This window comes from Streptomyces sp. V4I8 (assembly GCF_041261225.1).
GTDB lineage: Bacteria > Actinomycetota > Actinomycetes > Streptomycetales > Streptomycetaceae > Streptomyces.
Genome location: NZ_JBGCCN010000001.1, coordinates 8,248,389 through 8,269,411, shown reverse-complemented (window position 1 = coordinate 8,269,411; position 21,023 = coordinate 8,248,389). Strand labels below are relative to the sequence as shown.

At 69.2% G+C, this 21,023-nt stretch carries 24 protein-coding genes and 3 pseudogenes; 17 read left to right on the top strand and 10 right to left on the bottom strand.

The genetic code is table 11. The features are described 5' to 3' along the window. The first annotated feature begins 193 nt into the window (after positions 1-193). Positions 194-1,048, top strand: coding sequence for an IclR family transcriptional regulator (locus ABIE67_RS37555; RefSeq protein ID WP_370266001.1), 855 nt, complete (start codon positions 194-196; stop codon positions 1,046-1,048). A gap of 108 nt (positions 1,049-1,156) precedes the next feature. Here the strand turns inward: ABIE67_RS37555 and ABIE67_RS37550 are convergent, their stop codons facing one another. Further along, complete coding sequence (locus ABIE67_RS37550; RefSeq protein WP_370266000.1) at positions 1,157-1,768, bottom strand: helix-turn-helix domain-containing protein; 612 nt, start codon at positions 1,766-1,768, stop codon at positions 1,157-1,159. Between the two features lie 216 nt (positions 1,769-1,984). Between ABIE67_RS37550 and ABIE67_RS37545 the strand changes: the two genes are divergently transcribed. Then, positions 1,985-3,310 carry an MFS transporter gene (locus ABIE67_RS37545; RefSeq protein ID WP_370265999.1) on the top strand — a complete coding sequence of 442 codons (1,326 nt, stop codon included), beginning with the start codon at positions 1,985-1,987 and terminating at the stop codon, positions 3,308-3,310. A 90-nt stretch (positions 3,311-3,400) separates the two neighbouring features. Here the strand turns inward: ABIE67_RS37545 and ABIE67_RS37540 are convergent, their stop codons facing one another. The 3 genes and pseudogenes from ABIE67_RS37540 to ABIE67_RS37530 all read right to left on the bottom strand — a co-directional run bounded on the left by ABIE67_RS37540 (position 3,401) and on the right by ABIE67_RS37530 (position 3,986). Further along, on the bottom strand, positions 3,401-3,535 hold the full coding sequence (locus ABIE67_RS37540; RefSeq protein ID WP_370269736.1) for a hypothetical protein: 135 nt from the start codon (positions 3,533-3,535) through the stop codon (positions 3,401-3,403). A gap of 109 nt (positions 3,536-3,644) precedes the next feature. After that, positions 3,645-3,710, bottom strand: a pseudogene (locus ABIE67_RS37535) (hypothetical protein); the annotation flags it as partial. A gap of 132 nt (positions 3,711-3,842) precedes the next feature. Continuing rightward, on the bottom strand, positions 3,843-3,986 hold the full coding sequence (locus ABIE67_RS37530; RefSeq protein ID WP_370265998.1) for a hypothetical protein: 144 nt from the start codon (positions 3,984-3,986) through the stop codon (positions 3,843-3,845). Between the two features lie 234 nt (positions 3,987-4,220). Here ABIE67_RS37530 and ABIE67_RS37525 point away from each other — a divergent pair, with 234 nt between their 5' ends. From ABIE67_RS37525 to ABIE67_RS37510, 4 genes are all read left to right on the top strand, one after another. Then, entirely contained in the window at positions 4,221-4,556 is a 336-nt protein-coding gene (locus tag ABIE67_RS37525) for a hypothetical protein (protein ID WP_370265997.1), read from the top strand. Continuing rightward, the gene (locus tag ABIE67_RS37520) at positions 4,556-4,894 is read left to right on the top strand and encodes a hypothetical protein (RefSeq protein WP_370265996.1); all 339 of its coding nucleotides are present in this window, start codon (positions 4,556-4,558) and stop codon (positions 4,892-4,894) included. The genes ABIE67_RS37525 and ABIE67_RS37520 overlap by 1 nt, the downstream gene beginning before the upstream one ends. Continuing rightward, entirely contained in the window at positions 4,891-5,538 is a 648-nt protein-coding gene (locus tag ABIE67_RS37515; protein ID WP_370265995.1) for a polysaccharide deacetylase family protein, read from the top strand. The genes ABIE67_RS37520 and ABIE67_RS37515 overlap by 4 nt, the downstream gene beginning before the upstream one ends. 619 nt (positions 5,539-6,157) lie before the next feature. Next, positions 6,158-7,840 carry a cellulase family glycosylhydrolase gene (locus tag ABIE67_RS37510; protein ID WP_370265994.1) on the top strand — a complete coding sequence of 561 codons (1,683 nt, stop codon included), beginning with the start codon at positions 6,158-6,160 and terminating at the stop codon, positions 7,838-7,840. Positions 7,841-7,851: 11 nt separating this feature from the next. Here the strand turns inward: ABIE67_RS37510 and ABIE67_RS37505 are convergent, their stop codons facing one another. From ABIE67_RS37505 to ABIE67_RS37495, 3 genes are all read right to left on the bottom strand, one after another. Beyond that, complete coding sequence (locus tag ABIE67_RS37505) at positions 7,852-8,220, bottom strand: hypothetical protein (RefSeq protein WP_370265993.1); 369 nt, start codon at positions 8,218-8,220, stop codon at positions 7,852-7,854. A 488-nt stretch (positions 8,221-8,708) separates the two neighbouring features. Continuing rightward, complete coding sequence (locus tag ABIE67_RS37500; protein WP_370265992.1) at positions 8,709-9,683, bottom strand: NmrA family NAD(P)-binding protein; 975 nt, start codon at positions 9,681-9,683, stop codon at positions 8,709-8,711. Positions 9,684-9,780: 97 nt separating this feature from the next. Continuing rightward, positions 9,781-10,596 carry an oxidoreductase gene (locus tag ABIE67_RS37495; RefSeq protein ID WP_370269332.1) on the bottom strand — a complete coding sequence of 272 codons (816 nt, stop codon included), beginning with the start codon at positions 10,594-10,596 and terminating at the stop codon, positions 9,781-9,783. 93 nt (positions 10,597-10,689) lie between these two features. Between ABIE67_RS37495 and ABIE67_RS37490 the strand changes: the two are divergent. Beyond that, positions 10,690-11,275, top strand: a pseudogene (locus ABIE67_RS37490) (TetR/AcrR family transcriptional regulator). On the opposite strand, the gene ABIE67_RS37485 reads toward ABIE67_RS37490, so the two are convergent. The 3 genes from ABIE67_RS37485 to ABIE67_RS37475 form a co-directional block, all read right to left on the bottom strand. After that, on the bottom strand, positions 11,244-11,813 hold the full coding sequence (locus tag ABIE67_RS37485; protein WP_370265991.1) for a TetR/AcrR family transcriptional regulator: 570 nt from the start codon (positions 11,811-11,813) through the stop codon (positions 11,244-11,246). The pseudogene ABIE67_RS37490 and the gene ABIE67_RS37485 overlap by 32 nt on opposite strands. Before the next feature lie 203 nt (positions 11,814-12,016). Continuing rightward, positions 12,017-13,315 carry an SNG1 family protein gene (locus tag ABIE67_RS37480; RefSeq protein WP_370265990.1) on the bottom strand — a complete coding sequence of 433 codons (1,299 nt, stop codon included), beginning with the start codon at positions 13,313-13,315 and terminating at the stop codon, positions 12,017-12,019. Then, the gene (locus ABIE67_RS37475; protein WP_370265989.1) at positions 13,312-14,436 is read right to left on the bottom strand and encodes a (4Fe-4S)-binding protein; all 1,125 of its coding nucleotides are present in this window, start codon (positions 14,434-14,436) and stop codon (positions 13,312-13,314) included. The genes ABIE67_RS37480 and ABIE67_RS37475 overlap by 4 nt, the downstream gene beginning before the upstream one ends. A 241-nt stretch (positions 14,437-14,677) precedes the next feature. Between ABIE67_RS37475 and ABIE67_RS37470 the strand changes: the two genes are divergently transcribed. From ABIE67_RS37470 to ABIE67_RS37425, 10 genes and pseudogenes are all read left to right on the top strand, one after another. Continuing rightward, the gene (locus ABIE67_RS37470) at positions 14,678-15,154 is read left to right on the top strand and encodes a hypothetical protein (protein WP_370265988.1); all 477 of its coding nucleotides are present in this window, start codon (positions 14,678-14,680) and stop codon (positions 15,152-15,154) included. After that, positions 15,151-16,071 carry a DUF6230 family protein gene (locus ABIE67_RS37465; RefSeq protein WP_370269330.1) on the top strand — a complete coding sequence of 307 codons (921 nt, stop codon included), beginning with the start codon at positions 15,151-15,153 and terminating at the stop codon, positions 16,069-16,071. Before ABIE67_RS37470 ends, ABIE67_RS37465 begins: the two co-directional genes overlap by 4 nt. A gap of 51 nt (positions 16,072-16,122) precedes the next feature. After that, entirely contained in the window at positions 16,123-16,581 is a 459-nt protein-coding gene (locus ABIE67_RS37460) for a DUF6114 domain-containing protein (RefSeq protein ID WP_370265987.1), read from the top strand. Beyond that, positions 16,574-17,359 carry a hypothetical protein gene (locus ABIE67_RS37455; RefSeq protein WP_370265986.1) on the top strand — a complete coding sequence of 262 codons (786 nt, stop codon included), beginning with the start codon at positions 16,574-16,576 and terminating at the stop codon, positions 17,357-17,359. Before ABIE67_RS37460 ends, ABIE67_RS37455 begins: the two co-directional genes overlap by 8 nt. Beyond that, positions 17,353-17,751, top strand: coding sequence for a hypothetical protein (locus tag ABIE67_RS37450; RefSeq protein WP_370265985.1), 399 nt, complete (start codon positions 17,353-17,355; stop codon positions 17,749-17,751). The genes ABIE67_RS37455 and ABIE67_RS37450 overlap by 7 nt, the downstream gene beginning before the upstream one ends. A gap of 103 nt (positions 17,752-17,854) precedes the next feature. Then, complete coding sequence (locus ABIE67_RS37445) at positions 17,855-18,556, top strand: SDR family oxidoreductase (protein ID WP_370265984.1); 702 nt, start codon at positions 17,855-17,857, stop codon at positions 18,554-18,556. Positions 18,557-18,587: 31 nt separating this feature from the next. Then, positions 18,588-19,466 carry an alpha/beta fold hydrolase gene (locus ABIE67_RS37440; protein WP_370265983.1) on the top strand — a complete coding sequence of 293 codons (879 nt, stop codon included), beginning with the start codon at positions 18,588-18,590 and terminating at the stop codon, positions 19,464-19,466. Positions 19,467-19,497: 31 nt separating this feature from the next. After that, positions 19,498-19,905, top strand: a complete 408-nt coding sequence (locus ABIE67_RS37435; RefSeq protein WP_370265982.1) for a CocE/NonD family hydrolase — start codon at positions 19,498-19,500, stop codon at positions 19,903-19,905. Continuing rightward, positions 19,902-20,071, top strand: a pseudogene (locus tag ABIE67_RS37430) (helix-turn-helix domain-containing protein); the annotation flags it as partial. The gene ABIE67_RS37435 and the pseudogene ABIE67_RS37430, both read left to right, overlap by 4 nt. Positions 20,072-20,256: 185 nt before the next feature. Continuing rightward, complete coding sequence (locus ABIE67_RS37425; protein WP_370265981.1) at positions 20,257-21,012, top strand: SDR family oxidoreductase; 756 nt, start codon at positions 20,257-20,259, stop codon at positions 21,010-21,012. Positions 21,013-21,023 lie beyond the last annotated feature (11 nt).

The following is a 21,023-nucleotide window of genomic DNA, read 5'->3' as shown; positions in this document are numbered from 1 at the left end:
TGAGGCGGTCGGGGCCGCGGTGCCATGTCGCTGCATGGGCACAGGAGACGTCGCCCGGCGATGCCCTGCCCAGCCATCGTGCCGAGATATGGAACAGCACCGAGGCTTCGCCCGTTTACAACCCCGAAATGGTCACCTACATTGGACATGCGTCCATTTTAATGTGTCGCCCTGATCGTCATCGGAGCCCGCCATGCCAGTCCACTCCCCTCCTTCGCACCACAGCGAGCCCGCACCCGAGTGCGAGCCGGACACCGCGCCGGCACAGCAGACCGCCGTCGACAAGGCACTCACCCTTCTGAAGTTCCTCGCCGAGCTGGACGGCGAGATCGGCGTGAGCGAGCTGGCCCGCCGGACCCGCATGAGCAAGTCGACGACCTTCCGGCTGCTGGGCATCCTCCAGCGCAACGACCTCGTCGAGCGGGTCGGCAGCGACTACCGGCTGGGCGCGCAGCTCTTCGACATCGGCAGCCGGGCCTACGGCCCCCACACCCCGCTGCTCCAGGAGCGGCTGCTGCCCCACCTGGCGGACCTGTACGAGCTGACCCACGAGACCGTGCACCTCGCCGTGCTCCACGGCACGCACATCGTCTACGTCAACAAGCTCAGCGGCCACCGGGCGGCCCGCTCGCCCTCCAGGATCGGCGCCCGCCTGCCCGCCTACTGCACGGGGGTCGGCAAGGCTCTCCTGGCGTTCGACCACGACGCCGCCGAGGCGGCCATCGAGGCGGGGCTTCCCGCCCGCACCGAGTACACCCTGAGCGACTCCGACCGCTTCCGGGCCGACCTGCGCCGCATCCGCCAGGACGGCATCGCCTACGACCGCCAGGAAGCCGCCCTCGGCCTCACCTGCGTCGCCGTACCGATCATGGGGCCCGCCGGTCGCCCCGTGGCAGCTCTGTCCATCGCCGGCGCGGACCGGCGCTTCGACCCCGCCCGCTTCGCCCCGGCCCTGCGCCGCGTCGCCTTCGAAGCGGGCCGGACGATCACCGCGGCGAAGGCGCGGCAGGCGGCACCCGCCGGGCTCGGCGGCCTTCTGGGAGCCTGACCCGCACCAGATCCACTCCCCCAGCGGCCTGCCCGCCGTGACCACGCTTCCGGTCCGGGCCTTACGCACCAAGCAGACGTGCCGACCGACGGCGCACCATCCCGGCGCTCAGTGCCGACCGCCGCCATGCGTGCGCGCGACGGTCGTTCCGCCGGTACCGGGCTGCACCCTCGGCACACTCACCACGATGTGCACCAGACTCTCGCCGTCCAACGACTCGTACACATGCGGGCGGTCGCCCGGATAGCGGACGAAGTCGCCGGCCGACAGTTCTACCGGAGCGTCGGCGGGGCCCACGCGCACCCGGCCGCTGATGACGTACAGATGCTCCAGAGTGCCCACCGGGTGCGGCTCGGACGGCTTGCCCGCACCTTCAGAGTCCCGGCTGATGCGCACCAGATAGTTCTCGATGACACCGGATCCGTAGACGTGGTCCAGCGAGCGGGACTCGTAGCCTGCGTGCCGCTGCCAGACGACGTCGTCGCCCCGCTGCACGGTCATCACCTGTTCGCGCTCCGCCACGAGCCTGGTGACGGGCACGCCGAGCGCGGTCGCGATGGAGAACAAGGTGTCCACCGTGGGGTTACCCGCCCCCTGCTCCAGGTTCGACAGGGTCTGCTTCGCAAGCCCCGCCTGCCGGGCCAGTTCGGCCAGGGACAGACCCCGCTGCTCTCGGAGAAGGCGCACATTGCGTGCCACCACGGCGTTTCCTTCGGACACGCCATCACTCTAAGCGCAGGTCGGAAACCGGCGGCCCCCGGCCATGACGAGCACTCCGGCGAAGCACACATATCGCAGCCGCCTTCGGCGTGCCGGAGGACGGCACGACCGCGTGCACGGCTTTCGGCCAGGCGTCACCTTTCTGCGCATCACGTCCCCGCTGTGGTGTGGATCACCGGCCTCCCATGCCACAGTCCAACCGGAATCGAGCCGCTCATGTCCGAAGCCGTCAGCAGTCCGCCCACGCACCCCGACACAACACCGAGCGACACGAGGACGGTGTCGCGGGTCGCCGTCGCGAGCCTCATCGGCACCACGGTCGAGTACTACGACTTCGCGGTGTACGGCACCGCCGCCGCGCTCGTCCTGGGCCCGGCCTTCTTCCCGTCCGGCAGCACCACGGTCCAGACCCTCGCCGCCTTCCTCACCTTCGCGGCCGCGTTCCTGGCCCGCCCCGTGGGCGTGGTGCTGTTCGGCACCATCGGCGACCGGCTGGGCCGCAAGCGGGCACTGGTCATCTCGCTTCTCCTGATGGGCGTGGCGACGGTAGGCGTCGGGCTGCTGCCGACGTACGAGACCGCCGGCCTGCTCGCCCCCGTCCTGCTGGTGACGCTCCGTCTGTTGCAGGGCGTCAGCATGGGCGGCGAGTGGGGCGGCGCGGTGCTGCTGGCCGCCGAGCACGCACCCCCGGGGCGCCGGGCGATGTTCGCGTCGATCCCGCAGGTCGGCCCCTTGCTGGGCTTCCTGCTGTCCAGCGCGGTGATTCTGCCAACCCTCTCCATCGCCGGGCGCGACGGCTTCGCGGCCGGGGCATGGCGCGTGCCCTTCCTGCTGAGCGCACTGCTGATCGTCATCGGTCTCTGGGTGCGTACGAGGGTCACCGAATCTCCGGTGTTCGCGGAGCGGGGACGTACCGCAGAAGCAACCCCCCGATTCCCGCTCGGCACTCTGCTCAAGGAACACCCCGGCCGGCTGCTGCTCGGTATCGGCGCCGGGATCGGCGGCTCCTCGGTCTACTACCTGACGGTCGTCTACAGCATCTCGTACGGGCCGAAAGCCCTTGGCATCTCCCAGGGCACGATGCTGACCGCCGCGAGCGTGGGAGCCTTCGCTGCCGCCGCCACGACCATCCCCGCCGCCCGGCTGGCCGACCGGGTCGGCAGACGACCCGTGATCCTGGCAGGCGCGATCGGATGCGTGCTGTGGGCACTGCCCATGTTCGGGGCGCTGAACACCCGCAACGGGCTCGTCATCACAGGGGCGTTCACGGTCGGCCTGGTCCTGTTCACGCTGATGTTCGCGCCGATCGCGGCATTCCTGCCGGAGCTGTTCCCGGCCCGGCTGCGCTACACGGGCGCCTCCGCGACGTTCATCCTCGCCAACACGCTCGGCGGCGGCTTCGCCCCGCTGGTCGCCACCTGGCTGAACAGCCACTGGGCGTCGCCGCTGGCGCTGGGCGCCTACGCGGGCGGGCTGTGCCTCGTCAGCCTGGCGTGTGTCCTGGCTCTTCCCGAGACCCGGGACGGAGAGTTCGAGCTCTGACAAACATGGGCGGCCGCTCACCTGAGCGGCCACCGTCAGCGCCGCCCAGCATTGCGTGCTCCCCCGGCGGGGCCGCGCAGCCGGGGCGGGTCAGCGATTGGTCCACCGCTGCATGTGTTCGGGGTAGCGATCCCCGCGGACATCGACCCGGTCGGCCGCCTCGGTGATCTCCTTCAGATCCTCCGGGGTGAGCTCGACGTCGACCGCGGCAGTGTTCTCCCGCAAGCGGTGGATCTTCGTGGTGCCGGGGAGTCGAAGTGCTCGACCTTCCCGGCCCGATGAGCTCCCTCACTACGCCGGCGACCTCTTCGATGGGCACGTCGGGATCGACGCGGTGCTGATAGGGCAGGTCGATACTGTCCACACTGTCCACGCCCAGCCGGCGCAGGGTGCCCTCCACGGTTGCGCGGATGTGCGCGGGGCGGCTGTCCAGGCCGATGGAGCCGGTGCCGTCGAGGAGAAGCCGAACTTGGTGGCGATGACGACGTCCTCGCGCACCGGCGCCAGGGCCTGCAAACAGCCAGCACCCCCCTCAGAAGCATCCCGCGGGCCGCTTCTCCCGGCCGGCGAAGAGGCCACTGTCGTACGGCTCGAACCGCGCCGGCTCCCGATACGGCGGCGCCGCGTCGTCCTCCACGACCGCCGCCGACAGGCGGTGGTCGATTAGCCGGACCACCGGGCCACCTCCCTGTATGTCAGACGTGAACCGCTGTGCAGGACCGGCAGATTGTTCAGTGGCCTGGCGGGGTTACTTACAAATCCCCGCCCGCCCAAGACTCTCTCCCAGCCGGTGACGCCCACGTCACCCGCACCCCACCGCAAGCGGCCCCAGGCACTCCCCCTTGCCCGGGGCCGCTTCGCGCGCCGACGCGCGCCACGCACCTCGTTGACCGGGGAAGAGAGAGCTCCTTTGCCGTACAAGCCGAACAAGCCGAACAAGCACAGACTGCACAAGTACCGCACCCGGGCCGTGACGTACGGCTCAGTCGCGCTCCTGGCGGTAGCCGGGCTCACCATCACCACGGCCCTCGCCGTCACCTCGCGAACGGGCACGGCCCCCCAACCCGCGACCGTCCTGCCCGGTGCCACCACACGCGTCACCCTCGTCACCGGTGACACCGTCGGCGTGACCGGCGGCACCCGGGTCGTCGGCGTGGACCGGGGCAAGGGCCGCGCGAAGGTCCCGTACTCGATCCAGAGTTTCGGGGGGCACACATCGTCATCCCCGACGACGCGGCCCCGCTGATGGCGAGCGGACGCCTTGATCGGCGGCTGTTCGACGTGACCCAGCTGGTCGCCGACGGCTACGACGATGCCCGCCGCCGTACTCTGCCGCTGATCGTCTCCTACCAGGACTCCGCGAGAGCGGCGGACGGAGCCAAGCGTGGGCTGCGGTCGGCGGGTGTCGAGGTAGAGCGCCAGCTGCCCGCCGTGCACGGCGAGTCGGTGACCGCCGAGAAACCGGACGTCGCCTCGGTGTGGGCCGCATTGACCCGGCCGACCAGGGACGCCCTCACCACTGAGCGAGGCGTGGCCCGGATCTGGCTGGACGCCGCTCCAGGGACGCCTTCATCGCCGCGTTGAAGGATCGGCTCAAGGGGCGCGAAGGTGTCGACACGGCCACCCTCGACGACACGTTCGCCGACCCGGCCTCCCGCACCGCCGCTTTGGACGACATGGCCTTCACCACCGACGGTGGACTGCGAGTGACCTTCGACCGCGGCGAGGTGGGTGCCCCGGCCGCCGGGACCTACCTGGTGCCCTTCCCCAAGGAGACGATCACCCCCTGGCTGTCCGCGTTCGGACGTCGTCTCCAGCAGCAGACCATGACACCCAGCCGTTCGCTCGACCTGGGCGCGGCGCCCATCCCCGCACCGGCCGTCCCCACCCACACCGCCTCCGGCGACGACGACACCGACTGCAAGAAGGTCACGTGCATCGCGCTGACCTTCGACGACGGGCCGGCGGCGCCGGAGACCGCGACCCTGCTGACCTCCCTGGCGCAGTACAACGCGCGTGCCACCTTCTTCACCGTCGGCCAGAACGTCGCCGCCCACCCCGACCTGGTCCGCGCCGAGGCCCGCGCCGGACACGAGGTCGGCAACCACTCCTGGAACCACCCCGACCTCACCAAGCTCACCCCCGAGCAGGTGGCCTCCCAGCTCAACCGCACCAGCGCCGCCATCAAGGCCGCCACCGGCAAGGCCCCCACCCTTAGGGACTTGTGACTGGACAGCGGTGAAGACCGCTGGATTTCGGCATGCGCACTGGTAGTCGCGGACGCCCCTATGACGGGGGGCATGACTGTGTCGGCCTGATCAGGCGGAAGACTTCCCGGGTGGCGTAGCGTTTGAGGCATCGGACGATTGCGCGTCGGGCCTTGCCCTCCTTGATGCGGCGTTCGTAGCAGTCCTGGGTGCGCGTGTCGAAGCGCGGGCAAGTCTTCACAATCCGGTGCAGGGCGGCGTTGGCCTGCCGGTCGCCTCCGCCGCCGCGGCTTCTCGGGACTTGCCGGTTCCGTTGCCCGCGGGCCGGGTGCCGAGAAGGCGTGAGATCCCCCACTGGGTGACCGCCGGTCCGATCGGCATCGGCGGCAGATGACCAGGGAACGCGTGCGTGGCGCCGCCCCTGACGCCCCATCATAAGGAAGCGCTTCGACGCGCAACCTTTCGACTCGATGGAGGGTTCCACGCGAGTCAGCCCGTTCTCTCCGTCGCCAGGTTGCGCTAGGCTCCCGCAACGTGTCGAAGCGCTTCGACGTTGCACGCCTTCGACATGGGCGGAAGGCCTTTCGACTCAATGGAGAGTTCTATGCCGAGTTCAGCCGGTTTCACTCGCCGCCAGGTCATGACGACCTCCGCGGCCCTCGCTGTCACGGCGTTGTCCATCCCGACGGCCGCCCAGGCCGCTGCCCGGTCCACTGCTTCCGCCGCGTCGGCGTCCGCGCTGGACGTAGTCGCAGACATGCAGCCCGGCTGGAATCTGGGCAACAGCTTCGAGGCCATCGGCGCCGACGAGACGGCGTGGGGCAACCCGCGGGTGACCCAGGCGTTCTTCCGCAGGCTGAAGGCACAGGGCTTCAGAAGCATCCGGATCCCGGTGACCTGGGGCCAGCACGAGGGCCCGGCTCCGACCTATACCCTCGACCCGGTGTTCCTGGCCAGGATCAAGCAGGTGGTCGACTGGGCCTTGGCCGATGGTTTCTACGTTCTGATCAACATGCACGGCGACGCGTGGCAGTGGGTGCCGAACATGCCGACCCAGCATGACGCGGTCCTGGCCCAGTACACGGCCACCTGGCAGCAGATCGCGGCCACCTTCCGGGACGAGCCGCGCCGACTGCTCTTCGAGAGCATCAACGAGCCCTTCTTCAACGGCAGTTCCGGCGACGAGCAGAACGCCGTTCTGATGAACGAGCTCAACACGACATTCCACTCCGTCGTGCGCGCGACCGGCGGAGGCAATGCCGACCGCCTGCTCGTCATGCCGACCCTCGGGGACACCCCGGATCAGCCCAAGATCGACACCCTGCTCGCCACCTTCTCCGCGCTCGACGACCCCAACCTCGTGGCCTCGATCCACTACTACAGCTTCTGGCCCTTCAGCGTGAACCTCGCCGGCTACACGACCTTCAACGCGGCCACCCAGCAGGACCTGACCGACACGTTCGACCTGCTGCACAGGTCCTTCGTGGCCAAGGGGATCCCGGTCGTCGTCGGTGAGTACGGGCTGCTCGGCTGGGACTCCGGCCCCGGCACGGTCGAACAGGGCGAGACGCTCAAGTACCTAGAGTATCTCGGCTACTACGCGCGCTACCGGGGCTTGACCACGATGCTGTGGGACAACGGCAGTCGCTTCAACCGCCGCACCCTGCAATGGAACGACCCGAGCCTCTATGCGCAGATACGTTCCAGCTGGACCGGGCGCTCCGGCACCGCGTCCACCGATCAGCTCTTCGTGCCCAAGGGCAAGACCCCGACGGACGCGACGATCACGCTGAACCTCAACGGCACCAGGCTGCTGAGGATCGATGTCGGCACCCGCCCCCTGATCCGGGGCGTGGACTACACCGTCAGCGGCAACACGCTGACGATCGCAGCGGCGACGCTCAGCCGGCTGACCGCGTCGCAGGAGCACGGCACGAATGCCGTCCTGTCCCTCCGGTTCACGGAAGGAATTCCTTGGGCCGTCAACGTCATCACCTATGACAAGCCGGTGCTGACGAGCGCGACGGGTACGACAGCCTCGCTGGTGATACCCACCGCGTTCAACGGCGACAAGTTGGCGACCATGGAAGCCGTCTACGCCGACGGCACCGCCGCCGGTCCGCAGTCCTGGACGACGTACAAGCAGTTCAATGTGGCCTTCACACCGGACTACACCGCAGGCACGATCACCTTGCCGACCGCGTTCTTCGACGGTGTCACCGACAACACCACAGTGACCCTCACCTTCCACTTCTGGAGCGGGGCGATCTTGACGTACACGCTGACCAGGTCCGGCACCGCGGTCACAGGCACCTCTGCCTGAAAACGGGTCTATCAAGAATTGGAGGAGGTCTCCCGTGGTGAGTTCGGCGGGCTTCTTGTAGCGGTCAGGGCTGCTGCGAGGCCGAGGAAGGCGAGGAAGTGACTGCCCTTGCGTTCGTATCGGACGGTGAGCCGGCGGTAGCCGAACAGCCGGGAGATCGACCGCTCGATCTTCCAGCGGTGACGGCCGAGCCGCTCGCCGGACTCGATTCCCGGACGCGCGATCCGCGGGATCGGGCCGCGGGCGCGGAGCCAGGTGAGGTGGTCGGCGGAGTAATACGCCCAATAGGCAAGTGGGTTGGTGCCCCTGTGTTCAGACCCGATCGTCGATCGAGACCATTCGAACAGCCGACGCCCAGTGCCGACAGCGCGTGCGCGCACAAGGACAACGGCTACGCACTTGCGACAGGCCCACTTGAAGATGCAACCAACTGCGTTGCCAGAGCCGGGATGGGTGCCACCGTGCACGCCGCGTGAGCCAGGCCCCGATGGCGTAGGGCCGCACAGCGTGCTCGCGGGGAGGCGGCACGGTGCGCGGCCCTGAGGAACTGCCGGCAATGAAGGTGAGTTGCCGGATGGGGTCATCCCTCGGTCGTTGCATCGAGCGCCCAGTCGCACGACGCCGCCCTCCAGCGCCGCCCGTGGACCGTCGCGCAGAAGTTGGCCGGCGACCTTCGCCATCGGCGAGGCAGACGTGCGACACGTCTCCGCTTCGCCGCCGGTGAGGGCGTTCGTTCGGGCTGCGTCCGGGGGGGGCCGCCGGGGCTTCGGCCGGGCGGACCACGCTCGGCCGAAGCCCCCGCCACGCGGAGTCCTTGGCTCGAAGACTCCGCGTGGCGTCGTTGTTCTGCTCCGGACCGCTTAGCGGCTCACGCAGTGGCCAGCTTCCGGATGCGCGGGTGGTTCTCCAACGCCCAGCGCACCGTCTTCGGCGGGCGTCCGAGCAGGGTTTCCAGCTCGTCGGTGATGCCGCCGTATCCTCCGCGGCCGATGATCCGGGTCAGGGTCTTGAGGTGCTCCGCGATGTGCGGGTAGGCGGACATGTTGGTGTCCACGTAGGTCTTGTTCCAGGTTTCGATGTCTTCGGGAACGTAGGTGACCGGGCGTCCCAGCACGGCCGCGAAGTCCTCGGCGATCCCGTGCATGTCCTTGAGCTCCGGGCCGGTGAGCGCGTAGGACTTGGAGATGTGCGGCGCGGGGTCGGCCAGGATCTTCGCGCACAGTTCCGCGACGTCGTAACCGGCGATGGGTGCGAGCCGGTGGTCGCCGAAGGGCAGGCGCAGTTCACCGTCGGCCAGTGAGCCCAGGGCCAGCCAGGTCATGATGGGGTTCTCGACGAAGAAGGCCGCCTGAATGTTGACGGTCGGCACGCCGGACCACTCCAGCACCCGCTCGGCGACCCAGTGGGCCCGTTGCTGCGGCGACCAGTTGGCGACGAGTCCGCCGAGCCGCGCGCGCCGCTCCTCCTCCGGCGCGGTCATGTGGTCGAAGGTCATGAACGACTGCTCGTACTCGGAGATGTTGACGAAGACCTCGATGTCGCCCTGGGCCCGCGCCGCCGCGGTCATCAGGCTGACGGCGTCGGTGTAGTACGGCGACAGGCTCATGCTGAAGTAGATGCGCCGGACGCCCTTCAGCGCGGCGGTCACGTCGGCGATGGTGAGCAGGTCACCGACGAAAACCTCCGCCCCGGCCTGGCGGAGCGAGTGCGCGCGCTCATCGTCCTGCCGTACAAACGCGCGCACGGGGTGCCCTTGTTCGAGCAGCATGTCGACCATCGTCCGGCTCACACCACCGATTTCGCCGGCGGCACCGGTGATCAGGATGGGATTGCGCTCTTGCATCAACGTGTCCTCTGTCCAGTGGGGGTGGGTCAGCTGTTCGGAAAGTCAGGGAGGGCGGCGACCGTGCCGGGTGGCCGTCTCCGGCTGAGCCTGCGCGTCAGCCGGCCAGGCGGTTGATCTTGCGGATCTGCTTGTCGAAGGCCCGGGCGGGGACGAGACGGCGCAGTGTGCTCACGCGTCCGGCCAGGGGGCCGGCGGTGTAGCGCAGCTTCGGCCTGGCGTCGGTCGCCGCCGCGACGATCGCCTTGGCGACGACGGCAGGAGCGTCGCCGTCCCTGACCGCCTCCGCCAGCACGCGGTCGACGGTCTGCCGCTGCTTCGCGTAGGCGTGCAGGGGTGTGTCCGGCTTCGCGCTGTTGGCCTCGAATCCGGTCCTGGTGTAGGCGGGTTCGACGAGCAGCGACCGGATGCCGTGTTCGCGGACCTCGTGGTCCAGGGACTCGGAGTAGCCCTCGATCGCATGCTTTGAGGCGGCGTACACGGCCATGTACGGCTGGGGCATGAATCCGAGTACGGACGAGATGTTGATGATGCGGCCGCGCTTCTGGGCGCGCATGTACGGCAGGACCTCCGTCACCATGCGCATGACCCCGAAGACGTTGGTGTCGAAGACGGCCTGGGCCTGCTCGACGGAGGTTTCCTCCGCGGCCCCCGTCGAGCCGACACCGGCGTTGTTGACCAGGACGTCGATCCGCCCGAACCGCTCGCTCACTGCCTGGACCGCCGCGGTGACCGAGGCGTCGGCGGACACGTCGAGGTCGAGGAACGTCACACCGTCGAGCGGGGTGACACGTGAGGTGTCGCGGCTTGTGCCAACCACGTCGAAACCCGCTGCGACCAGTGCGAGCGCGGTCTCCTTCCCGATGCCGGATGAGGCACCGGTCACGAGTGCCACCGGCCGATCTGTCGTCATCATGTCTCCCGCGCTGATTGAAAAACCGATCGGTTTCCAGCACTGTAAACCGATCGGTTTCCGCATGCAAGTTCAAGCAGAGAGAAGGACGGCATGGGCGGGTTCAGCGCGCAGGGGAGGCGCGAGAGCGTCATCCGCGCGGCGATCGATCGCCGAGTTCGCGATCGCCGGCTACGACGGCACCACCACCGCGGCGATCGCCAGGCGGGTCGGCGTCACGCAGCCGTATCTCTTCCGGCTTTTCCCGGACAAGAAGGCGATCTTCGTCGCCGCTCTGACGCGGAGCATGGAAGACACTCGCCTGGCGTTCCAGAGGGCGGCCGATGGGGTGGAGGACGGCGAGCGGGCCCGCCAGGCCATGACGGACACTTACGCGCAGCTGATCTCGACGCACCCCGAAACGCACCTGATGCAGATGCAGGGATACGCCGTCGTGGCGGCCGACGAGGCGCAGGGCGATGACCTGATCTGCTAGGTCGTCCGGGCCGGCTGGATGAGGATCTGGGAGACCGTGCACCTGTCGCTGGGTGCCGATGCCGACCGGACCGCAAGCTTTTTCGCCTGCGGCATGCTCGGCAACACGCTTGCGGCCATGGGGCTCCCCCAGAACGCCAGAAGGCGGGGAAGCGTTCCGGAGGGGCGATCCGTCAGCGCACGCCCGCCGCGTCGAGCAGGGTGATCACCGTGGGCGCGACAAGCCCCGTCAGTCTGTCCGCACCGATGCCGGCGCGGGCGCTGGCACCGTCGAAGACCATGCTGAGCTGCCGGGCCAGCAGGCCGGGATCGCTCGCCCCGCCCTGCTCGGCCTCGGCACGGAAGAAGGCGGTCAGGTTCTCCTTGACCCCATGGGCGACCCGGCTCGCGGGGTGGCTCCGGTCCTTGAGCTCGATCTGCGCGGCCAGGAAGGGGCAGCCGTAGAACTCGGGCGCGTCCGACTGCGATTCCACCTGCTCGAAGACATGCAGGATCCGCTCCCGGGGCGAACGGTCGTCGTCCGCCGCGGGCAGGAGTGCCGCCACGTAGGCGGACGTGCGCTGCTCCAGGCTTGCCGCCAGGAGTTCGTCCTTGCTCTCGAACAGCTGGTACATGGAGCGCTTCGACACTCCCGCCGCCTTGCACAGGGCCTCGACGCCGATGTTGACGCCGTCCCGGTAAGTGAGGGTGGCCGCCGCCTCCAGCAACCGCTCCCTGGGGCTGAGTTTCACTTCGGTGGTCATACCGCGAGGTTAACCCAAAGGGAAGCAAAAGAAAACCGATCGGTTTCCGAGGTGGCGTCCGCGCGGAGGCTCGGCGACGGCCTGGGGGAAAGGCCGTCGCCGAGCCGTGGGGTGTGCGTGCCCGTCGTCCCCGGCAGGGCTGCACACACCGGGGCCACTCCGAGTGATGGCCCCGTCCTGGGTGGGGTGGAGGGCGGCCTGCGCTATGCGGGGGCCGCCGTCTTCTCGGGCGTTGTCTCCACCGGGATGCGGTGCAGCCCCTTGCGGTCGTACCAGCGCGTCACGCCGAAGCCGAACAGTGCGGCCGCCGTGAGGCCGACGGCCATCATGACCCAGCCCCGGGTCAAGCCCGCGTCGCCCTGGGCGTCGTAGTAGAGGATCGAGCGGATTCCGCCGGTGATCTGCCGCAGCGGCTCGAACTCCGCGAGGAAGCGGTAGAAGCCGGGCAGTGCCTCGATGGGGGTGGTGGCGCCGGCCGTGGGTACCGCCATCCCGATGAAGACCAGCGTGACCACCAGCATGCCGGGCGTGCCGAAGACCGCGAGGAGAGTGAGGGCGCCGATCCCGGAGACGGCGATGGCGCACACCGAGTACAGCCACAGCAGCGGCAGGTGAGAGGCGTCCATGCCCATGATGCCGACCGCGCCGGCCATGACCAGGGTGCCCATCAGCAGGGACAGGCCGGCCATGAGGGTGCTGCTGATGGCGAGGGTCTGCACCCGGGTCGCCCGGATCAGCGGGCGGTGCAGGCGCAGCGGGCCCATGTCGTTGTGGGTGTAGCCGAGGGCGTGGTCCACCTGGCCGCTGATCACGTTGGCGGAGAGCATGCCCACGACCACGAGGGTGAGCGCGTAGTAGAACGCCGTCAGGCCCAGGCCGCTGTGCGAGGCGAGCGGATGGCCGTCCTCGACCGTGACGGCGGCCGGGTCGGCGAGCAGGACGCGTGCCGCGGCGGGCAGCTTCGCCTGCTGGGCGCCGGTCTGCGCGGTCAGTTGCTTGCCGAGCTGGCGCGAGGCGTTCTCGGCCGCCTGGGTCGTCGCCGTCCGGGCCAGGCCGGAGCCCACGCTGCCGGCCGACTGGTTGGTGAGCACCGTCAGCGTCGGGCGGGCCGGGGTCCCGGCGGGTGCGGTGCCGGTCAGTGCGGTGACGGAGGAAGTGAAGTCGGCGGGGACGACGAGCGCGCCGAACAGCTTGCCCTTGCCGAGCTCCTCCTTCATCTCCTTCTCGCCCATCACCTTCCAGTCGATCCTGTCCCCGCCAGCGGTGGACTTCTTGATCGACTCGGTGATCCGAGCCCCGAGGTTGACCTGCTGGCCGGCGACAGCGGCTCCCTTGTCGGCGTTGACCAGGCCGACCGGCAACTCCTTCGTGTGACCGACCGGATCGATGTTGGCGCCGACGTAGAACACGGCGAACAGCAGCGCGAGTACGCCCGTGATGACGCCGTTCGCGATCCACAGAGGTCTGGCGCGCAGGACGCGGAAGGGGTGAACGCCGCTCATGACTTACGTGTCTCTCGGTCGGGGGACGCGGCGCGTTTTGCCGGAGGATGCCAGCCACCGGTGACTTCCTTGACGGGCTTGTGGGGGAAACGGCGCCGGGCGTACTCCTGCGCGTGCGAGCCCGGCAGGACGTACAGCGTTTCCTTCTTGTCCTGGAGCGGTCGCAGCACGGTGTCCATGAACGACTTGCGGTCGTCCAGGTAGGGGCCCAGGACGTCCTCGCCGGCGGGGCAGACGGCAAGGCAGTAGCCGGACTTGTAGCCGGGCGGTGAGGACAGGCTCTGCCACATGGAGGCACTCTCGGAATCGGTGACCCGGGAACGGTAGTCGGCGGCGTCCTCGCTGTCGGCCACGGTCTGCGCCCAGTCGGTGAACCCGCTCATGAACTCGCGGTAGTTGTGCGTGGTGCAGGCCAGCCCGTCGAAGGCACCGTCCTTGGCGATGGCGCAGACCGGGCAGGCTGCGACGCACAACTTGCAGTCGATACAGGGGTTGTAGTCCAGCGCCTGCCCGTACGCGCTCACCTCCGCGTCCACCAGCACGGTGACCAGCAGGATGAAGCTGCCGAACTTCGGGTGGATGACGTTGCGGTGCAGACCCATCACGCCGAGCCCGGCGGCCACCGCGACCGTCTTGTGCGCCACCACCCAGATCCGCTCGCTGGGGAAGCGGTCCATTTCCTGGGGGAAGCCGACGGACGGGTTGAGCGCGCGGTAGCCGGCGTCCTGGAGGGCCCGGGTGACTGTGCGGGCGGCCTGGTTGGCCTGTTCGTCGGTCTGGTGGAACTCCTGGTTGGCCACGCTGCGAGCCGGGGAGCGGCAGTTGTCGCGGTTCATCCGGACCGCCATCGCGATCAGGGTGCGGGTGCCGGGAAGCGCCGACAGCGCGTACTCGCGCTCGCCGGCCAGGTCGGGGTGGTCCAGGCTCACCGCGGCCGCGTCGTCCGCGCCGGCCGCCAGGCACAGCTCGCGCAGCCAGGCCGCGTCGATCACTGCCGGCGGGCGTGGAGCGTGACCGGCTCCGCGCCGGTCGAGTACGGCCTGTACCGACGGGTGGGCGGCCAGCTTCGCCGGAAGCCGGGGACTCGACGGTTGTCCCTCGGCATCGCGCGCGGCAGTCATCCGTGCTCCTAGTGACTCGGGTCCGGAACTCGCCCGTCTACACGGCGAGAAACCGATCAGTTTCATCACAGTAAACTGATCGGTTTCCACATGCAAGCCCGAGTTGCGGCCCGAGTTGCGCCACCCCGGAGACAGCCCCTACGGGGCCGCGAGCCCCGCAACCGGCTCTCCGCTGCCCCGCCACCCCGCCACCACAGCCCGCAGCGCCCGCTCGTAGCCCGGCCTGGCCGCACCGGACGTCATGGCCTCGTTCACGCCGGAGCAGTTCACGCCCGCCGCCGGAGCCTTCCTGCACTGGCTGGAGCAGTCGGAGTCACCGGGCCTGACCGCCTCATGGGCCGTCGGCAGCCCGGACAGCGCCCTCAACCAGACCGCCCACGTGCTCAGCCAGGAGGAGGCGGCCGCTTACGACGCTCCGTTCCCGTCCGCTCGGCACTTCGCCGGAGCACGGCAGTTCCCGCACCTCGTACCGCTCGACGCCACCGACCCGCCCGCCTCGATGCTGGGCCGCGCCTGGGCGGAGCTGACTGCCTTCGGCAAGCCGTTCCTCACCGCCTTCGCCGCGCACGAGGACATCACGCGCGCCTTCGAGCAGGTCTTCCAGCAGCACATCCCGGGCGCTAAGGGGCGGAGCCATCTGACGGTCCCCGACGCCGGTCACTTCCTCCAGGAGCAGCAGCCCGACCTGCTGGTCGAGGCCGTCCTCAGCCTCGGCTGACAGCAACTTCCCACCCATCCAGGAAAATCCATGTTCGAGAAATTCGGGCGCCTGCTCCACCGCAGGCGAAAGCCCCTGCTGATACTGACCATGCTGTTCGCCGTCCCCTGTCCGGCGCCTACGATGCCGGAGTCTTCGGCTCCCTGACACCGCTCGGCTTCCAGGACCCCGGCTCCGGCAGCGAGCGCGCGGCCCGGATCGCCGAGAAGGCGTTCCCGCAGCGGACGCCCGACGCGGTGATCGTCTACCGCGACGAGGACCGCACCGTCGACGACCCGTCCTTCCGGCAGGCGGTCGTCAAGCAGGTGGAGTCCCTGCCGAAGTCGGACGTCACCGGCTACATGCCCTACTGGCAGACCAAGATGCCGGCGCAGGTCAGCCACGACCGGCACGCCACCTATGTGGCACTGAACCTCCACGGCAGCAGCGAGAAGGCCAAGGAGGACGCCTACGAGGCGGTCAAGGACAAGATCCCGGCACCCGGCCTTCAGACCCTGCAGGGCGGAACGGTGCCCACCGGCCACCAGGCCAGCGAGAAGATCGAACACGACCTGAGAACCGCGGAAATCATCTCCGCCCCCGTGCTCTTCCTGCTCCTGCTGGTCGTGTTCGGCGGTCTGACCGCGGCCTTCCTCCCGCTGTCCGTGTTCTCCATGAGCCTACCTGTTCATCGACATGACCGACCTCCAGGCCAAGTCCGGCACCTTCAACAACGTCGACATCGGCGTCGCCACGGCTCCATCACGAAGGGTCACGTCAACCCCAAGGACCGCGTCGACCCCGACGGTTACGCCCAGCAGGCGGACTCGATCGAGATCATCGACGCGCACCAGAGGGTCTGGGCCACCTCTGCCGGGACGTTCGAACTGGCGGGCCTGCACATGAACATCGCGGCCGGCCGCCACGACTGCTTCTGACCCTCGCTCCCACCCTCCTCCCCCACCCGTTCACGATCTGGGAGCTTCCCCATGACGAGTGCCGGCGCATCCGCGCACCCCCACAGTGAATGCGGCTTCGCCAGCGCTCGCCAGGCCTTCCGGGCCTGGCGGCGCACCCGCCCCTTCTGGGCGGGCCTCCTGTTGCTCCTCTCCGCCACGCCGATCATCTACTTCCCGTACTTCAACCTCTCCCTGGGCACCCTGTCCGTGGCGATATCCACCACCGCGGGGGCGGGCTCGCTGATCATCGGCCTGACGCTGATCGTCCTCGGCGGACTCCTCTGGTTCCAGCCGATCATCAGGTTCTTCGCCGGATGCGTCGCCATCTTTCTCGGCGTGCTGTCACTCCCCATTTCGAACTTCGGCGGATTCTTCGTCGGCACCCTGTTCGCGGCCACGGGTGGACTCCTGGCTCTGGCGTGGGGCCCGGTGGAGGCGGACCTACCCGGCGGCACGGTCGGCTCGGAGGGAGAGCCGGGGAATGGCTGATCAGTCATCCGACATCAGCGGCGAGGCCGCAGAAGTCCACTTCGTGCGGCCGCCGAAGGGCCGGCACGCCGTTCCTCGTACGTCCGCGCTGACCCGACTTCGCCTGCCGCTCGGGAAGGCGCTCGCACTGACCGCGTTGCCGACCGCTCTCGTCCTGGGGAGTCAGCGTCCGCCCGCCGTCGACACGAGTGCCACCGCGGTGCATTCCGTTCCCGAAGAGGCGGCCGACGACGGGGTCGACTGCGCCCGTTCCGACGACCCGCCGGCCACCGCCGCGGCGCCGACGCCGTCCGCCTCTCCCAGCACGCCCAGTGCCCATACGAGCGGCGAGTCCGCCAAACCGTCGAAGCACACCGCCGGCGAGGAGACGGGCCTCGCCCCGGCTCCGACCGCATCGCCGAGCGCGACCTCCGCCCCCACCGGCCTCGCGGGCCTCCTCGGCCCCCTCTTCCGCGACGACACCGCGCAGCAGAGTCCGGCACCCGACGCGAGCCCCTCGCCGACCTCGGCCGCTCCGACGCCAACGCCCACGGAACCCACGGAACCCTCGGACCTGCCACCGGCCACTCCCCACGCATCCCCCTCCCCCGGCCAACAGACCACCGCCCCCTCACCCCGCCCGCAGTCCACGCAGTCACCCCAGGGAACCGACCGCACCTGCGACATCAGCGATCTCGCGGCCCCCCAGGACAAGAGCGCCGGTCGATTCGCCGCCGAGTCCTGGAACATGAAGGGAAGCCGTCTCGAACTGCGCGACGTCGTCTTCGGCGTGTGGTGACCGTGGACACGGCCGCCGGACCCAAGCGGGTGCTCAAGTGCTCCGCGGCCGGTGTCACGATCCGCGACCTGAAGATGGCCGTACCCGTCGGCCCGCAGATCCAGCACATCGACGGAGCGCCCGGCTCGACGTCAACGCTGCGGGGCGACCGCATCACCATGTACGTCGAGAGCCTGACGGGCACCCTCTCCGGCGCCGAAGGGATTCCCCTGCCTCCCGTCCTCCGCCTCCGTCTCACCCCCGACACCGTTCCGGAGTGGCTCTACGACACGGTCGGAAAGCTCGGTCTCAAGCTCCAGCTCAGCCTTGACGAAGCCGACATCGACCAGGCTGGACAAACAGACGGAAAGCTCATCATCCCGGGGATTCACGGATACGGAACGACACCCTGAAGCCGGCCCCACGCGACTGGCTCCTTCGATGAGCTTGCGCTCGGAAACCGAACGGTTTACTGTGGTGGAAACCGATCGGTTTCTCATTCTTGTGGAGGCAGTCATGACCGCTTTGAAGGGCGCCAACGTCTTCGTCACCGGCGGCAGCCGCGGCATCGGCAGGGCGCTGGTGGAAGAGCTGTACGCGCGCGGTGCCGCCAAGGTCTACGCCACGGCCCGCGACCCGCGCACCGTGACGCACCCCGACGCGGTCCCCGTGGCGCTGGAGGTCACCGACCCGGCCTCCGTGGCGGCGGCCGCCGCACAGGCGCAGGACGTCACCGTGCTGATCAACAACGCGGGTGCCGCGGTCGGCGCCTCCTTCCTCGACTCTCCGGTCGATGACGTACGCCGGGAGTTCGAGACCAACTTCTACGGCCCGCTCCTGGTCGCCCGGGCCTTCGTGCCGGTCATCGAGCGCAACGGCGGCGGCCACCTCCTCAACGTGCACTCCGTGCTCTCCTGGCTGGCCCTGGGCGGCTCCTACAGCGCCTCCAAGGCAGCCCTGTGGTCGCAGACCAACTCCCTGCGCCTGGAGCTTCAGCCGCGCGGCATCGCCGTCACCGGACTGCACGTCGGGTACGTCGACACGGACCTGGCGGCGGGCGTCGACGCACCCAAGTCCGACCCTCGTGACATCGCGGCCCTCGCCCTCGACGGGGTCGAGACGGGCGCGTACGAGGTGCTCGCCGACGACATCACGCGCCAGGTCAAGGCCGGGCTGGCCGGCGACCTGGCCGGACTGTACGAGCAGCTGGCCAAGTAGGACAGGGAAGACAGGACAGGGAGACGGCAAGATGCCCAGCCAGGAGTCACGTCCCACGATTCACATCCCGGGGACCACCACACACACCATCGCCCCACGCGCAGGACGTGACGGCCGCGAGGGAACGCTGCGCTACCTCAAGGCCGGCAGCGGCGCCCCCTTGGTCCTGCTGCACACCGTGCGCACCCAGGCCGAGCACTTCCGCTCCCTCATCCCGCTGATCGCGGACCAGTACACCGTGTACGCCCTCGACCTGCCGGGGATGGGCTACTCCGAGATCGTGCCCGGTGCGTCGTACGACGAGCCGGCCATGCGCGCGGGCGTCAAGCGGCTCCTCACCGAACTCGACCTCCACGACGTGACCCTGGTCGGGGAGTCCATGGGGGCCGTGCTCGCCCTGACCACCGCGGCCGATCTGCCGGAGCGGGTACGGCGCGTCGTCGCGGTCAACACCTACGACTTCCGCGGCGGAATCGCCCGGTCCAGCCTCCTCGCCCGTGTGGTGATCAGCGGTGTTCTCGCCCCCGGGGTGGGCCCGGTGATCGCCGGGGTGGAGCCAAAGCCCGCGCTCAGCAAGATCCTTCAGGGCGGCCTCGGCGACAAGAGCGCACTGCGCGAGGACTACGTGGACGAGCTCCTCCAGGTGGGCAAGCGCCCCGGCTACCCGACCGTCGCCCGGGGCGTGTACCAGGCCCTGCCCAGCCTCATCGCCGCCCGCTCGCGCTACCCCGAGGTCAAGGCACCCATCCACCTCGTCTACGGCGAGAAGGACTGGTCCCGGCCCTCGGACCGGGAGGCCAACAGGCAACTGCTTCCGGCCGCCGACTTCACACAGGTGCCGACGGCCGGCCACTTCATCGCCCTGGAACGGCCCGACGTCCTGGCCGACCTGTTGAACGCGGTGGCCTGATCACCGGGACCACTGACCCAAGGAGCAGTGCATGGCGGAGATCCGGATCGAGCTCGACGTCCCGGCGCGGATGCGTGACGGCACGGTGCTGCGCGCGGACGTCTACCGGCCCGACGGCGCGGGGCCGTGGCCGGTCCTGCTGAGCCGGCTGCCGTACGGCAAGCAGACGCCCATGATGACCAGCATGCTCGATCCGACGGCGGCCGCCCGCCGCGGTTTCATGGTCGTCCTCCAGGACACCCGCGGCCGGTTCGCCTCCGACGGGGAGTGGGATCCGTTCACGGCGCCCGGTCGCCTCGTCGGCCGCGTCGGCCAACGGCAGGGCGCCGAAGACCGGGGCCAGGCGCCGGTTCAGGGTGAGCATCCGGGGCACACCCCGCAGCCCGGGGAACCTCTCCTGGGTGACCACCATCTCCGCGAAGGACAGGAAGTGCCGTGAGCGGGAATGTTCGCCGGGGCGGTACCAGCTCGGTGCGCCAATGGTGGACATGATGCTGCCGGCATCCGCCGGCGGAAACCGTGTGCCGGTGACCGCCCAGTTGGTTCAGGTCGTCGAGGGCACCGTCCGGGACGTGATCCATCGGTTCAACGAAATCGGCCTGGCCCGCCCGCCGCCGGACTTGCCCCCGATGATGCCGCGCGGCGGGGATGATCAGCGTCTCTTGAGGCCGAGGTGGTGGACCTGCCCGGCAGGAGGTAAGTGCATCGACTTGCCTCTGGGGGCGGGCGGGGCTACGTTTGAATGGTGAGTCGATTGACTTACCATGTCTCCGTAGGGAATCAAGCAGCGATGAATCGTCTTGCGGGCAAGCGCGCCCTCATCACCGGCGGCACGAGTGGAATCGGTCTGGAGACCGCGCAGCGTTTCGTTGCGGAGGGGGCTCGTGTGCTGGTCACGGGGGTCACTCCCGACAGCACCGAGAAGGCGCGGCAGATCCTGGGGGAGGATGTGCCGGTGGTGCGGGCGGACGCACGTGATCTTGACGCCCAGCGCGCTCTGGTGGAGCGGGTGCGTGAGCACTTCGGGCAACTGGACGTGGCGTTCCTCAACGCCGGTGTCTCGGACTGGCGGCCTTTCGAGGATCACACGGAGGAGAGCTTCGACCGCCTCTTCGACATCAACGTCAAGAGCGTCTTCTTCCTCACCCAGGCCCTCATACCGCTCCTGGGCAATCCCGCGTCGGTGATCCTCAACGCCTCCAACAGCGCGCACGGCGGCTACGGGCGCTCGAACGCCTACGCCGCCACGAAGGCGGCCGTCAGCTCGCTGATGCGGTCATGGAACGCGGACCTGCTGGCCTCGCACGGCATCCGCTTCAACGCGATCAGTCCGGGGCCGGTGGACACGCCGCTGTACTCCAAGCTCGGGATCGAGGACCCCGCGCAACAGGCCGCGGTTCTGGACGGGATCAGTTCCACCATCCCGCTGGGACGCATGGGCAAGTCCGAGGAGATCGCAGAAGCCGTGGTCTACCTCGCGTCCGACGCCTCCGCCTTCACCGTCGGCCAGGATCTGGTGCTGGACGGGGGTCAGACGATTCTCTGACGTGGGAAAAT

Bases quoted from the DNA above. Each gene is read 5' to 3' on its own strand.
- ABIE67_RS37555 (WP_370266001.1), top strand. From the start codon at position 194: ATGCCAGTCCACTCCCCTCCTTCGCACCACAGCGAGCCCGCACCCGAG.
- ABIE67_RS37545 (WP_370265999.1), top strand. From the start codon at position 1,985: ATGTCCGAAGCCGTCAGCAGTCCGCCCACGCACCCCGACACAACACCG.
- ABIE67_RS37520 (WP_370265996.1), top strand. From the start codon at position 4,556: ATGGCGAGCGGACGCCTTGATCGGCGGCTGTTCGACGTGACCCAGCTG.
- ABIE67_RS37510 (WP_370265994.1), top strand. From the start codon at position 6,158: ATGACGACCTCCGCGGCCCTCGCTGTCACGGCGTTGTCCATCCCGACG.
- ABIE67_RS37500 (WP_370265992.1), bottom strand. From the start codon at position 9,683: ATGCAAGAGCGCAATCCCATCCTGATCACCGGTGCCGCCGGCGAAATC.
- ABIE67_RS37495 (WP_370269332.1), bottom strand. From the start codon at position 10,596: ATGACGACAGATCGGCCGGTGGCACTCGTGACCGGTGCCTCATCCGGC.
- ABIE67_RS37485 (WP_370265991.1), bottom strand. From the start codon at position 11,813: ATGACCACCGAAGTGAAACTCAGCCCCAGGGAGCGGTTGCTGGAGGCG.
- ABIE67_RS37480 (WP_370265990.1), bottom strand. From the start codon at position 13,315: ATGAGCGGCGTTCACCCCTTCCGCGTCCTGCGCGCCAGACCTCTGTGG.
- ABIE67_RS37475 (WP_370265989.1), bottom strand. From the start codon at position 14,436: ATGACTGCCGCGCGCGATGCCGAGGGACAACCGTCGAGTCCCCGGCTT.
- ABIE67_RS37470 (WP_370265988.1), top strand. From the start codon at position 14,678: ATGGCCTCGTTCACGCCGGAGCAGTTCACGCCCGCCGCCGGAGCCTTC.
- ABIE67_RS37460 (WP_370265987.1), top strand. From the start codon at position 16,123: ATGACGAGTGCCGGCGCATCCGCGCACCCCCACAGTGAATGCGGCTTC.
- ABIE67_RS37455 (WP_370265986.1), top strand. From the start codon at position 16,574: ATGGCTGATCAGTCATCCGACATCAGCGGCGAGGCCGCAGAAGTCCAC.
- ABIE67_RS37445 (WP_370265984.1), top strand. From the start codon at position 17,855: ATGACCGCTTTGAAGGGCGCCAACGTCTTCGTCACCGGCGGCAGCCGC.
- ABIE67_RS37440 (WP_370265983.1), top strand. From the start codon at position 18,588: ATGCCCAGCCAGGAGTCACGTCCCACGATTCACATCCCGGGGACCACC.
- ABIE67_RS37435 (WP_370265982.1), top strand. From the start codon at position 19,498: ATGGCGGAGATCCGGATCGAGCTCGACGTCCCGGCGCGGATGCGTGAC.
- ABIE67_RS37425 (WP_370265981.1), top strand. From the start codon at position 20,257: ATGAATCGTCTTGCGGGCAAGCGCGCCCTCATCACCGGCGGCACGAGT.